Source organism: bacterium SCSIO 12741, assembly GCA_024398055.1.
In the GTDB taxonomy this organism is placed as follows: Bacteria; Bacteroidota; Bacteroidia; order Flavobacteriales_G; family Salibacteraceae; genus SCSIO-12741.
The window spans coordinates 126,652-141,453 of record CP073749.1; the positions used below are offsets into that span (position 1 = coordinate 126,652).

General features: G+C 44.3%; 13 protein-coding genes. 8 read left to right on the forward strand and 5 right to left on the reverse strand.

Annotation, left to right across the window (positions count from 1 at the left end):
* Positions 1-27: 27 nt before the first annotated feature.
* The 3 genes from KFE98_00535 to KFE98_00545 form a co-directional block, all read right to left on the reverse strand.
* The gene (locus tag KFE98_00535) at positions 28-1,296 is read right to left on the reverse strand and encodes an oligosaccharide flippase family protein (protein ID UTW62676.1); all 1,269 of its coding nucleotides are present in this window, start codon (positions 1,294-1,296) and stop codon (positions 28-30) included.
* A gap of 117 nt (positions 1,297-1,413) precedes the next feature.
* A complete protein-coding gene (locus KFE98_00540; protein UTW64608.1) occupies positions 1,414-2,511 on the reverse strand; it encodes an acyltransferase family protein in 1,098 nt (365 codons plus the stop codon).
* A gap of 105 nt (positions 2,512-2,616) precedes the next feature.
* Complete coding sequence (locus tag KFE98_00545; GenBank protein UTW62677.1) at positions 2,617-3,555, reverse strand: hypothetical protein; 939 nt, start codon at positions 3,553-3,555, stop codon at positions 2,617-2,619.
* Positions 3,556-3,743: 188 nt separating this feature from the next.
* Between KFE98_00545 and KFE98_00550 the strand changes: the two genes are divergently transcribed.
* The 8 genes from KFE98_00550 (at position 3,744) to KFE98_00585 (ending at position 13,616) form a co-directional block, all read left to right on the forward strand.
* Positions 3,744-5,912, forward strand: a complete 2,169-nt coding sequence (locus tag KFE98_00550; GenBank protein ID UTW62678.1) for a S9 family peptidase — start codon at positions 3,744-3,746, stop codon at positions 5,910-5,912.
* A gap of 58 nt (positions 5,913-5,970) precedes the next feature.
* On the forward strand, positions 5,971-7,461 hold the full coding sequence (locus KFE98_00555) for a peptide MFS transporter (GenBank protein ID UTW62679.1): 1,491 nt from the start codon (positions 5,971-5,973) through the stop codon (positions 7,459-7,461).
* A 127-nt stretch (positions 7,462-7,588) separates the two neighbouring features.
* Positions 7,589-8,152 (forward strand): DUF255 domain-containing protein, encoded by a 564-nt coding sequence (locus KFE98_00560; GenBank protein ID UTW64609.1) that lies wholly within the window; start codon positions 7,589-7,591, stop codon positions 8,150-8,152.
* Between the two features lie 56 nt (positions 8,153-8,208).
* Complete coding sequence (locus tag KFE98_00565) at positions 8,209-8,391, forward strand: hypothetical protein (GenBank protein UTW62680.1); 183 nt, start codon at positions 8,209-8,211, stop codon at positions 8,389-8,391.
* A 144-nt stretch (positions 8,392-8,535) separates the two neighbouring features.
* Positions 8,536-9,819, forward strand: coding sequence for a transporter substrate-binding domain-containing protein (locus KFE98_00570; GenBank protein UTW62681.1), 1,284 nt, complete (start codon positions 8,536-8,538; stop codon positions 9,817-9,819).
* Positions 9,820-9,893: 74 nt separating this feature from the next.
* Positions 9,894-10,916, forward strand: coding sequence for a UDP-N-acetylmuramate dehydrogenase (gene murB, locus KFE98_00575; protein ID UTW62682.1), 1,023 nt, complete (start codon positions 9,894-9,896; stop codon positions 10,914-10,916).
* A gap of 136 nt (positions 10,917-11,052) precedes the next feature.
* Entirely contained in the window at positions 11,053-12,654 is a 1,602-nt protein-coding gene (locus tag KFE98_00580; GenBank protein ID UTW62683.1) for a carboxypeptidase-like regulatory domain-containing protein, read from the forward strand.
* A gap of 26 nt (positions 12,655-12,680) precedes the next feature.
* Complete coding sequence (locus KFE98_00585) at positions 12,681-13,616, forward strand: hypothetical protein (protein ID UTW62684.1); 936 nt, start codon at positions 12,681-12,683, stop codon at positions 13,614-13,616.
* On the opposite strand, the gene KFE98_00590 is transcribed toward KFE98_00585, so the two are convergent.
* Both KFE98_00590 and KFE98_00595 read right to left on the reverse strand, forming a co-directional pair.
* Positions 13,613-14,254 carry an NAAT family transporter gene (locus tag KFE98_00590; GenBank protein UTW64610.1) on the reverse strand — a complete coding sequence of 214 codons (642 nt, stop codon included), beginning with the start codon at positions 14,252-14,254 and terminating at the stop codon, positions 13,613-13,615. The two genes, KFE98_00585 and KFE98_00590, sit on opposite strands and share 4 nt — an antisense overlap.
* 60 nt (positions 14,255-14,314) lie before the next feature.
* Positions 14,315-14,776, reverse strand: a complete 462-nt coding sequence (locus tag KFE98_00595; protein UTW62685.1) for a DUF5606 domain-containing protein — start codon at positions 14,774-14,776, stop codon at positions 14,315-14,317.
* Positions 14,777-14,802 lie beyond the last annotated feature (26 nt).

A 14,802-nucleotide genomic window follows, 5' to 3' on the forward strand; every position in this document is an offset into this window, starting at 1 on the left:
AGTGCCTGAGCTGAGGGCGAAACTCCTTTATCTAGGATTCAACCGATTCTCATAGCGACGTACCGCGTACCAAATAATCAGTCCGTAGATGATGTAGGCTACTGATTCAAAGGCGGTCAACCAAGGAATAAAGCGGTTGATATCTTGCATGTTGAGCAGATAGAGCACGAGCATGAGAATGAAGTAAAGAATGGGAAACAGGGTAGCCAGCTTCATTTCTTTCAAGGCCGCCAAGATGGTGGAAAGCGGAGATACGGCAAATTGAATGGCATAGCTTATCACCAAAATGCGAGCAAATTGACCCGATGGTTCCCAAATATCTCCCAGGATTGTCTTGAACAACCAAGGTCCTAAAAAGGCAACGACGAGTGCCACCAGAAGTCCGCCTCCGGCTAAGAGAAGAAACAGCTTTCTAAACTCGGAGTAAAAGCTTTCGTTGTCCTGTTTTTTCTCGGCAATACGTTGAAAATAAACCTGAGCAAAGGCAGTAGCAATCATGGATAGTGGGCCTAACAGCAGCTGACGGGCGTAGTTGTAATACCCTACCTCATCTTGCGAAAAGGTGTGGGAAATGTAGAACACCATCATGTGCGGAGCCAAGGTGTTGAGCAAAGCTGGCAAGGAGTTGAGCAACGGAAACTCCCTAAACTCATGAGCCATCCTTCTAACGGCTCTCCAACTGATTCCTTTGAGGTCCCAATTTTCTAATCGGGCCTGGTAGATGGAGAATCCGGTAAGCAAAACCCATCCTGCAATGTACCCATAGATCAATCCACTGCGAACGGCCAAAAAACCGAGTACCAGTGAGACACCTGCTAAGGACCAGGTTTGAACCACTTTATTGACAGCAGCTCTTTTGAAAGCCTTTTTACGGGTCAGCCAATAGCTAAAAGGATTGTAGATACCTGCAACAAAACAGATACCGGGAACGACCAATACCCAATAGGGATTTTGCAACTGAAGATAGGCGCCAATTTGAGGCCAAAATATCCAGGCTACAATTCCCAACAAAACGGAATAAACCAGAGTAAACAGCATCGAGGCAACCGAAATGGCCTTACCCGCCCGATCACTTTTAGGGAGAACCAGGGCCAGCTCATAACGCCCACTGATCATCACTGCGCAAACCGAAACCATGGACATCACTACCCCAAATTCACCAAACTCTTCGGGTAAAAACAACCGAGCCAGCAACAGGGAGGCCAGAAATGGAGCCACCTGGGCCAGAAAGGTTCCTGAAAACAAAGTCAGGAAGTTTTTTACCAGTTCGGATTGTTGTGACCAGATTTTGCGCATAAACACCGCAAATGTATACGGAATGAGAGTTAGGTATCGAGAGTCGAGTCAGGAGTTATTAAGGATTGGAATTTGAAGGAATCCGCCACGACAGACCCTTCTTAGCTCGGGTTCATGCTACCCTTTTCGAGGGTATTTCCTTCCATTTAGAAACTTGCCAATGAAAGTAGATCGAACGAGGTAGTGGTAACTAATCCAACAGATTATGCTGCTGGCCCCAACCACAATCAACAGTTTGATTACTGCCGGAATAGGCCAATCCACCATTAACCCTGGAAAAAAGGCTACGAAGGAAAGGTGAATCAAGTAGACCCAATAAGAGGAATCGGAGATGTAGCGCATTTTATAAGAGTGCTGGCTTCCGTAACGGATAAAACATCCCATAATTCCAAAAATCAGGAGCCACACGGTGATGGCCTGAAGCACGACGTGCTGCAAAAAGGTGTAGGAATCGCGGTAGATGATGTGGACAAAAAACAGGGCAATTCCAGCAACCAAACTGATTCGGTCTCCATTCTTGAATTCATCCAATTGCTCCTTCGCCTTGAACAACACCCAGCCAAAGGCATAAAAGGACGAGTAATAGAATACCTCCAGGTAATTGGGAATGAACGAGGCCGTGCTGGGAACAGAGTAGGTGTCAATGGAATAGTATACCAACCCGGTAAGAAGGCTCAAGACTACAAGGCGAACCAAGGGGCGCTTAATCACCCAAATAAAATTCCTTTTGATAAAGTCCGCGCCCCTCTTCCATCGAATGAATAAAAACGCGAAGCCAAGGAACAATATGTTCACATGAATGAGATCGTAAAGAAACCAAAGGTGAAAGGTGTTAGTAGGCAGCAATGAACTCCAGCTCCATAAATCCTCAACCGCTTGTTGCCAGGCATCCGGAGCACCACTAAAAACCAAATCTGTATAGGTAAAAGCAAACTTGATCGAAGGCCATAAGACGAACAAAAAGACCAAAAAAGGCAAGCCAATGCGCTGTATCCGATTCTTAATCATTCGAGCTGGTGATCGCTCGTAGAACAGCAAGGCCCCAAAAAAGCCTGCAATTAGAAAAAAGATTTGCATACGAAAAGAGTGGATTAGAGCCACAATCGCATCGAAGGTTACATGAGTCGTATTGGGATCCTTGAGCATCCAGGAAGAACCGTAATCTACCGTTCCATAGGTGATGGCTGTGTGCAAAACCAATCCCAAAAGCATCATAATGGCTCTCAAAGAATCCAGGGCATGGAGGCGTTCGGTTTTGGCGGGTGTGGTTTTCAAGATGGGTCGAAGCTACTAAATTTCTAAACAAACAACTTGAGTGGCTTATCCATCAAGCAGTTTTGCTAATTGGCGTTCATCAAGCACCTTATCGTAACGTTCCTTTATAATTTCATTGCTATTCAAATCAATTCGAACCCGCTTTACAAAATTGCTAAAATCGCTGTTCATGGAGACCAACTTATTCATAGTAAGCCAGTCTAAATTTCCTTTATGAATGGCGGGAAATTTAATCTGTGAAGCTTTAGGTTTTTCTAAGTTGAGCTCTATTACCCCAACTCCAAAGGAGGAAGAAAGCCTAGCCAATTCATTTATAAAATCTTCGTTTTTAGAAACTTTAGCAGCCACTAAATAACTTTCGTTAGCCCAGGAAGAGTTAGAAACGGTCTGAAAGAAATTTTCTCTAAGTGTGGAAAGTTTTAATTCTTTCTTCAATTCAAAAGAGATAAACTTCACGGAAGTATTACCAACTGCCGAACTAAGATTCAATAATTCATTATCCCACTTTCCAATAGGATAGACACAGCCAACAAGGTCAGGGTGAACCCATTCACCGTAGCTCTTTTTATCTGACTTACTGTGATTAATCGTTTTGCAATGACAGTTTAAATGGTGGTAGGCAAAATGGGCTAAGAAAGGGTGTAAATCTTTTTCTAAAAATGACTTAGATGATTGCTTTACCGTTTCGGACCCTTTCGGTGAACCTTCTTTAGGTATAGCTATTCCATTTATTCTTGCTCCATTACTTGATTCATTTTTGAGTGCAAATCGTTTAGGTCGTTTTCCAACAGCTATAAAGTTGCTCTCTGGATCCTTATTAACCGAAACATACAATCGAGCTCCTAACGTAGCTTCTGGAGTTTTCCCTGAACTTTTCAGTTTCACGTTTAATCCCTGCTTAACGGCTAAGCTCCAAATCTCTTTACTGGACAAGGGGCGGTTGGCATGACGAAGTACTTCTTCTGCCAGTTCTTTAAAGGTCATATTGAGAATTTATTAAGGTTAATTCCAAAACCAATATAGCTATTTCCCAGGGAGTCTGTTTTTAAGCACGGAATCACTTCCCACTACTCTACCGTCTAAAAAATGACTTTTCCCTCTTCCCATTGGTGTAATATTTGTTTCAAACCGCCTGCAATTCTTTACTTTCGGCGCATAAAATCGAAACTTCTATGAAATCTATCTGGTTCGCCTTATCCCTGATCCTGGTTGGTTCGCTTACAGCCCAGGATAAAAAAGACCTTGATCTCAAGAGCATTTGGGGCAGTCCTATGTTCCGCCCTGATTATGTATCTGGTTTGAGATCGATGAACGACGGTGTACACTACACAACTCTCAATAATGACCGTGGAGGATTACAAACGATTGTACAGTATTCCTACGAAAAGCAAAACGAGGAAAAAATATTGGTTCGAACGGCTGATCTGGAATCAACTAAAGGTCCATTTCGCATTGATGGATACCAATTTTCTGCCGATGAAAAGCTGATGTTGCTCTCTACGGAAACGGAACGCATCTACCGTCATTCTACCCGGGAAGCGAACTTCATTTACGATTTAGAAAAAAAGACCCTTACCCGGTTGTCGGAAGGAAAGCAACGCTATGCCACGTTTTCACCGGACGGAAGTAAGGTGGCTTTTGTACGCGACAACAACCTTTTTGTAAAGGATTTGAAAAGCGGAGAAGAATCTCAGTTGACCCAGGAAGGGGAAATGAATAAAATCATCTACGGTGCTACGGACTGGGTGTATGAAGAGGAATTTGCTTTTGACAAGGCCTTTTTCTGGTCGCCAGGTGGAAGCAAAATCGCTTTTTACCGGTTCGACGAAACCTTGGTACCTGAGTTTAACATGCCAATGTACAAAGCGGAATTGTATCCTCAGGACTACCGATTCAAGTACCCTAAGGCGGGTGAAGCTAACTCGGTGGTACGTGTAGCCATCTACGACGTAAACACCAAAAACCTAACTCGTGCTCAGGTACGTGATTACTACATTCCTCGCGTGAAGTGGTCAGCTACGGATGAGTATTTGACGGTAACCGGAATGAACCGCCACCAATCGGAGTTGAATCTGTACGAAGTGAACAGTTCAACCGGTGAGGCTCGTGCCATGATCCAGGAGCAAAGCGAAACCTACATTGATATTCATGACAACCTAACCTTTTTGGAAGGCAACAAAGGATTTATCTGGACCAGCGAAAAGAGTGGTTACAACCACTTGTACTTCTACAGCAAAGGAGGCAGCAAAGAAACCCAAATAACTCAGGGTGACTGGGAAGTAACCAAGGTGTATGGGTTTGATGAAAAATCAGGATACATCTACTTCCAGGCAGCTAAAGAAAATCCAATGGAAAGAGAAGTATACCGCATCAAGGTAAAGGGCTCCGGATTGGAAAAACTATCGAAAAACAAGGGAAACAACGATGCCAGCTTTAGCACCGGTTTCAAATACTTCATCAACTACCACTCTACGGCCAACACCCCTTACGTTATCGATTTGCAAAAGTCCGATGGTTCGGTTGTACGCAATTTGGTGGATAACCAAAAATTGAAAGATCTATTGGCCAACTACAATTTGAGTCCCAAGGAATTCTTCTCTTTTGAGACCAGCGAAAAAGTAACCCTGAATGGCTGGATGATCAAGCCACCGAACTTCGATGCCAGCAAAAAGTATCCGGTATTGATGTACGTATACGGTGGTCCTGGATCCCAAACTGTGCAAGATAGCTGGGGCGGAAGCAACTTTTTGTGGTACCAGATGATGGCCCAGAAAGGATATTTGATTGTATCGGTAGATAACCGTGGAACGGGTGCTCGTGGACAGGATTTCAAGAAAATGACCTACCTCCAGTTAGGTAAATACGAAACCATGGATCAAATTGAAGCCGCTAAGTACTTGCAAAATCAGCCTTATGTACAGGCAGATCGCATCGGAATTTGGGGATGGAGCTACGGTGGATATATGTCTTCACTTTGTCTTTTTAAAGGATCCGATATTTTTAAAATGGCCATGGCAGTTGCTCCGGTAACGAACTGGAAATTCTACGACACCATTTACACTGAGCGCTACATGCGTACGCCGGAAGAGAATTCAGGATATGAAGAGAACTCACCGATCAGTCACGTCAAAAAACTGAAAGGCAAATACTTATTGATTCACGGTACGGCAGATGACAACGTTCATTTCCAAAACTCCGTGGAGATGGTGAGCGCCCTTCAAAAAGAAAACAAGCAATTTGACCTGATGATTTATCCGGACAAAAATCACGGAATCTACGGTGGTAAAACGAGGCTACACCTCTTCACGCTGTTAACGGATTACGTAGAGCGCAACCTCTAATCATATCCAAATTATCTTATATTCGTCGATTACTTTTCGCAACTGAAATCAAATAAGTATGTCTGATACAACGATCAAAGAAGGACACCCCGATGGGTTAATGACCTTGTTCTTTTCGGAAATGTGGGAACGTTTCTGCTACTATGGTATGCGGGTACTCCTTACCCTTTATCTAGTAAAATCTCTTATGAAAGGCGATGCTGAAGCCTCTCTCATTTACGGAGCCTATACCGGTTTGGTGTACGCTGCACCGATTCTTGGAGGTCGAATGGCCGACAAATTTTTGGGTTACAAATACGCCGTAATTCTCGGTGGATTGATGATGGCCCTTGGGGAGTTTTTAATTCTTGGTGGTGACCAACAATTCCTGATGATCGGGATGGGCGCCCTGATTATTGGAAACGGGTACTTTAAAGCGAATATTTCCACCATCGTAGGTAAGCTGTACAAAGAGGGCGACCCGAGGCGGGATTCAGGTTTTACCATTTTCTACATCGGTATTAATGTCGGGGCCTTCCTGGCAACCACGCTGGTAGCCTGGGTAGGAGAAACGTACGGATTTGAATACGGATTTGGTCTTGCCGGTATCGGTATGCTTGCGGGTATCTTCATTTTCTGGAGTGGTCGAGCCAAATATGGTCATGCCCCGGGAGTGGACATCCCTGAAGCTGGAAAGAAAAAGGTATTGGGCCCATTAAACTACGTTCAAGCTATCACCATTGGATCATTCTTCCTAATTCCATTGTGTTACATCCTGATTCTTCAGAATGAGTGGTTAGATTATATCCTTCTTGGATTATTCCTGGGTGTATGTTACATGCTGATTACTGCTGGAATCCAAGCCGACAAGGAAGAAGGCGTTTCGATTTGGAAGGATAGAATGATTGCCCTGATCATCTTTATGATCATCAACATTACCTTCTGGGCTTGTTTTGAGCAAGCTGGTACCTCTTTAACGCTGTTTGCTGACCGTAACGTAGACCGTATAATTTTTGGATGGGAAATGCCTGCTTCTATGACGCAGTTCTTTAACCCACTCTTCATTATCCTTTACGGTTCCATCTTCTCCATCATGTGGATTAAGTTGACCGAAATGGGTAAAAACCCAAGTATTCCATTGAAGTTTGCCTTTGGTATTCTTCAGTTGGCTGCTGGTTTCTTGTTGACCCAAGTTGGTGTACTTTTCGTTAGCCCAGAATTCCAAGTTCCACTTTGGACTCTATTCTTCTTGTACATGTTGCACACCACTGGTGAGCTTTTCTTGTCTCCGATTGGACTCTCTATGGTAACCAAGCTTACCCCTAAGAAGATTGCTGGTACCGGAATGGGAGCCTGGTTCCTAAGTTTTGCAATTGCCAACTACGTAGGGGGTAAAATTGCAGCTTTGACAGGTGGCCATGGTGACACTGGAGAAGCACTTACCGGACAAGCTGGATTGGAAAAATACCTTTCTGTATTTACTACCATTGGTTTGGCTTTGATTGGTATTGCCATTTTGATTGTGATTCTAAATAAGCCTATTAAAAAGCTGATGCACGGCGTAGAATAAGCTTAAAACTTTATAAAAGGAAAGGGACGGTCAATTAGCTGTCCCTTTTTTTATACCCTGAATCGGTATCTTTGAACCAAACTCAATGTGTATGAAGGTTTTACTTGGATTAGCGCTCTTGCTGGGAATGAATCTGGCGGTTTATGCTCAGGAAAATCAAGAAGTTAAGGAACAACCTGCTGGAATAAAATGGATGACGATCCAGGAAGCAGAAGCAGCAGTAAAAGTGGAACCCAAAAAGATCTTTATTGATCTGTATACCGATTGGTGTGGCTGGTGTAAACGTATGGATGCCACTACCTTTAAAGATCCGGCAGTTATTGAGTACATGCACCGCAATTACTACTCGGTTAAATTTGATGCCGAAAGTCCGGATACCTTAATCTTCAACAACTACACTTTTTACAACCTGGCCCAACCGGGTCAGCGCAAAACCACTCACTTGTTTGCCTATTCCCTTTTGGATGGGAAAACCACCTACCCCTCTTACGCCATATTGGATGAAAATCTCAATCGAATTAACGTGTTTGCCGGATACCAGAAAACCACTCCTTTTTTAGCTACGATCATGTACTTTGGCACGAATCAATACCAGCAATACCATCAGTTCCTGATTCGTCAAATTCAGCAACAAATGCAGCAACAATCTCAGGGCGCTCCAGCTCAGGGTACACAGGCTCCGGCCAATTAGCCAAAAATTCCTTTCCGATTCTTTCAGGCTGTCGTTTTACGGTTTAATTTCGCAGCATGTTTACAACGGGTAGAATCATATTTGCGGTTTGTTTTATAGTCGTTTTCCTAATCGTTATTGGCGCCGCATACTGGAAAGATCGCTCTGTGATCAAAACCTATTACAAGGACATCTATAAATTATTTCTTATTATTGGTGGTGTCCTCGCCTTCTATTATTTGCTGGTTAAAGTCTTGTAGTTTCCGCTACCCTTGGATGCTTATTGGCCTTTTGGCCTTGATTCTGGCAGGTGCTTGTACCAACGAGCCACCTCCCCCCCAATTCCGGTTGAACCTCCGCCCTATTCCTTTGATTTAGATTCTATCAAAAAACGAGGGAAACTCGTGGCCCTGGTCGATAACTCAACTACGAGTTATTTTCTTTACAAAGGTCAGCCCATGGGATTTGAGTATGAATTGCTCGAAAGGATGTGTGAAGATCTTGATCTGGAGTTGGAAGTAAAGTTGGTGTATAACCTGGATGGTGTGCTGGACAAATTGAATTCGGGAGAGGGAGACTTGATCGCTGCCAACTTAACCGTAACCCGAGACCGCAATGAACAGGCAAATTTTTCAGAACACCTGTTTAAGACCCGCCAGGTCTTGGTTCAAAATCCTGAAAACTCAAAAGACCTCATTTTGGATCCAACCGAATTGGCTGGAAAAACCATCCATGTAAGAGCCGGATCTTCTTTCTACGAGCGCCTTTTGAACCTAAGTGAGGAAATCGGAGAAGACATTGATATTGTGGCGCTCAGCGACTCTTTGGATGATCACGTCTTGAACAAAACCATCCAATTGATCGAAGGAGTGGCCAAACGTGAAATTCAATTTACTGTTGCCGACGAGCACATTGCCCGGGTGGAGAAAAAGCTGTACCCTCAAATTCACGTTAAAACGGAGATCAGCCTGCCCCAAAAAATCGCCTGGGCCATGCGATTGCCGGATACCAACTTGAGGAATGCGGTAAATGACTGGATTATTCACGCCAAAAAGACCAACGACTTCCATACGATTAAGCTGAAGTATTTCAAGGCCAGAACCAAGCTTAAAACCAAAATTGAAAGCGACTACTCTTCCCTATCCGGAGGTAAGATTTCTCCTTACGACGGATTCATTCTACAGTATGGCAATGAATTGAATTGGGATTGGAGATTGCTGGCCTCACAGATTTACCAAGAATCCGGTTTTGATCCCAATGCCGTTGCCTGGACGGGAGCCAGTGGATTGATGCAATTGCTACCCACAACGGCTGCCACTTATGGAGTAGATTCTACCTTCCTGTTGGATCCGGAAAGTAACATTAGAGCAGGAACGCGCTACCTGGCCTGGATCAATGATTTTTGGAAGGGCTCAGTACCCGATACGGCCGAACGCACCAAATTTGTTTTGGCTTCCTACAATGTGGGATTGGGTCACATTATTGACGCCAAGAACTTGGCCGCCAAATACGGTGCCGACCCCACTCTATGGGATGGAAACGTGGAAACCTACATCCTGAAAAAGACCGAACGTGAATACTACACCGATCCAGTATGTAAGCACGGGTATTGCCGCGGATCCGAACCTTACAACTACGTAAGAGAAGTCATGGCCCGCTACCGGCATTACCAGAATCTGATCGAGTAGTTTTAAACACCTGCTGATTTATAACTACCCGGCCCACCCGCCCACCCCATGGTGGCGGAAACTATCTTAGCTTCGTGGAAATTCTGGAAAATACCTCACTCCTCCCCTTCAACACTTTTGGACTGGATGTAAAGTCTCGCTACCTGGTCAAAGCTCAATCGGTAGAAACCATCGCTGAGGCTTATCAATCGGCCAAACTGCAAGGATCGCCTATCCTACCTTTAGGAGGTGGAAGCAACGTACTTTTTTGCAAAAACTACGAGGGAACCATCCTCAAAATTGATCTAAAAGGCATTAAAAAAGTAGCCGAAGATGAGCAACACGTTTACCTCAAAGTAAATGCTGGAGAAGTATGGCACGATTTGGTGATGTACACCATCGATCAAGGATTGGCTGGAATTGAAAACATGTCTTTAATTCCCGGAAATGCCGGAGCCGCCCCCATGCAGAACATTGGTGCCTATGGAGTGGAAATCAAAGACGTATTCCACGAGTTGGAAGCCTATTTACCCGAAGAGAATAAAATCGAAACGTTTAGCGGACCAGCGTGTGAATTTGGATACCGGAGCAGTATTTTCAAAACCCGGTTGAAGGGTAAAGCCATTATTCTGAACATAACCCTAAGACTGAACAAACAAGCCCAGATTAACACCTCCTATGGGGCCATTGAACAGGAGCTTGAAAGCATGGGTATCTCATCACCTGGAATTCGCGAAGTAAGTGAGGCCGTGATTCGCATCCGCCAATCCAAATTACCCGATCCAAGTAAAATAGGTAATGCGGGAAGCTTCTTTAAGAATCCGGTAATTGCCAAATCACTCTATGAAAAACTTCATGAAGCTCATCCCGATATGCCAGGGTATGATCAGCCCGGTGATCAGGTGAAGGTTCCTGCCGGATGGTTGATTCAGCATAGTGGTTGGAAAGGAAAGACCTTTGACGATCGCTATGGAGTTCACAAGAAACAAGCCTTGGTATTGGTCAACTACGGCGGAGGCAGTGGCAACGAGATTTACGGACTCTCCGAGCGCATTATCGAAGATGTTAACCAGAAGTACGGCATCACCCTTGAGCGGGAGGTGAATATCATCAAATAAGTCCGTCTATAAACCAAAGCCACAATTCATCCCAATTACATTCCGTTTGCTAAACATTATCGGCTATTTTCGGTCTTAAGACTTTAACCCGGTTTTCAGAACATTCATGTTTTCATTGTCCAAAACCGTACGATTAATGCGTTGGTTATTCCTGTTTTCACTTTTTCTCGGAGCCTTAGTTCCCTCGGGTATTCATGCCCAAAATTTGCTATCTGGTAAAATCATCGATAGCAAAACCAAAGAGCCGTTACCCTTTGTAAACCTGGTAGATACCGTAAACAACTACGGAACCTCTTCCGATATTGACGGCTATTTTGAATTGAATTCGTTCGGCCAAACCAGGTACTTAAAGCTGAGTTATGTGGGCTATGAAACCCAAATCTTTGATGTAGGATCGGCCAGTCAGGTAACCATTAAATTGGTGAAGAAGTCCTACTCATTGAAACCCGTTGAAGTTTTTCCAGGAGAAAATCCAGCCCACCGCATTGTGGCGAGGGTTTACAACAACCGCGATCTCAACAACCCGGAAAAGAACGGATCCTTTACCTACGAAACCTACAACAAGTTTGTGGTCACCGCCGATATCGACACCACCAAACCTCCACGAATTCTGGAGATTGACAGTTCCCGCCTGGCCCAATTAGACACCTCCGAAATACCCGAGGATTTTGATGCCAGCGAATTTGAAAACGATCAGTTTCTCAAAGACAATGACTTAGAGGATTTGGAAAACGATACCGTCACCACTCAGGATTTGGCCGAGTACATTCAAAACGCGCACTTGTTTCTGATGGAATCTGTGACCTACCGAAAGTATCGTCCACCAAACCGGGACAAAGAAGTGGTGCTCGCCTCACGAGTGAGTGGGCTGAAGTCGGCACAATTTGCTGCTATTGCGCGACAAATGCAATCCTTTACTTTCTATGAGGAGAACTTTTACCTCGGCGATCGCGAATACCTCAACCCTATTTCAAAAAACAGTACCAAAAAGTACCTCTTCATTCTCGAGGATACCGTGGTCAACGAACCCGACACGACCTTCATTCTTTCCTTTCGACCCAGAACCGGGAAAAAATTTGATGGGCTCCGAGGACTCCTCTACATCAATACGCAAGGCTATGCCGTTGAAAAAGTGCTGGCCGAACCCTCCGAATATCTGGAAGGGGCCAACATTACCATTCAGCAGAATTACGAGCTTGTGGATAAACGCAAATGGTTTCCCGTTCAACTAAAATCGGAGATCTACTTCATGTTCGACACCACTCCTGATTCCGATCGATTGATTGGTCGGTTGAATGGATATATCGAAAACATCGAGCTCGATCCGGTGCTCAAAAAACGAGAGTTTAACCACGTTGTGGTGGAAATGGATCCCATGGCCAGTGCACAGACTCCGGAGTTTTGGGAATCAAAGCGTCGGGGTGAGTTTACCTACAAAGATTCAAACACCTACCACATCATAGACAGCATTGGAAAGGAGCTCAATTTTGAACGAAACCTCTACATTCTCAACGCTCTGTTTAGCGGACAGGTGCCCTACAAGTTCATCAATTTTGACCTTAACCGATTGATGCGATTTAATGGCTACGAAGGCTTAGGTTTAGGGTTAGGAGCTCATACCAATGACAAATTTTCTCAACACGTCAAGTTTGGGGCTATTTCGCCTATGGATTCGCAGACAAGGAATGGAAATTTGGAGGCGATATTAGTTACAAACCATACAAATACCGAGACCTGACCATCAAAGGATCCTACATCAACGACGTGGTGGAAACGGGAGCTACTGTGTTTTACGTCAAGCCCAAGTTGCAAATAGGCAGTCAAATGTACCGTCCGGTTTTCATCAACAAAATGGATAGGCAGGAACGCTGGCAGGGTTTGGTAAGTTGGAGAATGATGCGTTTTGCTCAGCCCTATGTGTTCTTCAACAAAGACTTTAGAAGCATCAATGATAGCTATCGCTACTTTCCCAACCTTAGCGATGGAGAATTTAGCCCTCAACAGGATTTTCACTTTACCGAGGTGGGTGTGGGAGTACGGTATGCCTTTAATGAAAAGTATGTCCGTCTGAATTCTACCGATGTTTCCATGGGTACCAAGGCTCCGGTTATTTCTGCAAAGTATACCCGGGGTATTCAAGGACTCTTAGATGGTCAATTTGATTACAACCGGATTGATCTGAAAGTTTCCGGTCAGCTGCGTTGGCGGGTACTGGGTAGAACTCAATTCTGCGTAACCAGTGGATACATTGATACCGAATTGCCTCGAACAGCGCTTTTCAATGCTCCCGCTACTTTTGGAGTCATTCCTATAGAGGTAGATCGGTCCTTTCAAACCATGCGTCCCAACGAATTCTTTAGCGATCAGTATTCGCATCTATTCTTTAAGCACAGCTTTCCAAAGATCAGGACGGGAAATGAGAGCATTCAGCCCGTTATCGTATTGTATACCAACATGGGTATAGGAAATCTAAGTGCAGCCAATCAATCAAGCTCTCCAGGCCTGCATGAGTACGATCAGGGGTACTACGAATCCGGATTAGGTGTAGACAACATCTATTCGGCCATGTATGTGGGAATAGGATTAAACGCCATGTACCGCTACGGACCTTATGCCCTGGACTACTACCTGGACAACTGGGCCCTGAATCTGACCTTTACTTTTAACCTGAATTTTAACGGTAACGTATCCCTGGATTAGGATGCGCTTTGAAGAATATCGATAATCACCGGCTTCAGACCACTAAAGAAGAAGTCAACTGCAATAACCATAACGATTAACCCCATAAGTCGGAGCATTACCTTGTTTCCGGTTTCACCTAAAATTTTGATCAATTTCGTGGAGCTCCACAAAATCAAAAAGGTGAGTAGGAGAATCAAAGCCATAACGACGATGAGTGTAATGCGATGACCGTAGCTGGGAGCATCTCCCATCAAAACAATGGCATTGGTAATACTTCCCGGACCACAAATCATGGGGATACCGAGTGGCGTAACAGAAATATCATCCACGTATTGGCGAGCCGAATTTTCATCCACCTTCGTTTTAGCCAAGCGGGCCTGCAACATATCCATTCCCATAAGGAAGAAGATGATTCCCCCCACCATTCTCAGGCTATTGATAGAAATGCCGAAAAAATCGAAAAGAATATTCCCCGAAAAGGCGAAGATCATCAAGGCAATAAAAGCCACTGTAACCGCCTTAAGAGCCGTTTTTCTTCTTTGCTGGGGAGTGAGCTCCGAGGTCATGGTCATGAACACGGGCATGGTTCCCAGAGGATTGATCAGGGTAAAGAAAGAAGTGAACGCCAAGAGGCCGAATGTGAACAATTCGCTCATCATGAGTTCTTGAAATAAACTTATTTGGAATGCCAAGCCCGTTCAAGGACCCGGAATATCTTACTCTCCTTCAGTAGGCTCAGCGGTATCTTCAGCAGCGGCTTCTTCCACTACTTTCTCTTCTTCCGCTTCTTCTGTAGGCTCCAGAAAACCTTTATCCAACAGCAAGTTGTACCAGCTCATCACCTTTTTGATGTCTGAATTGTACACTCTTTCTTCATCAAAATCTGGAACGATATCTGAGAAATAATCGCGAATATCAGCACCTGAGGCTTTTGGTTTTACCGAGGTTACGGCTCCATTTTCTACATCGTAGATTTTTTGAAACACTTCCTTCAGTGGAATATCATCAACCTCTCCGTAGATGCTAATTTCTTCCAAAGCTGAAATTTGCTGATTAGCGTAGGTCGGATAGCGCTTGCCATCCAAAAGGGATTGAACAATTACACCATTACGGGTCTGCCCCACGATCTCAAACAATCCACCTTTACCAGAAACGGCCAAAATTTTACTCAGATCCATACAAACAAATTTGACGACGCAAATAT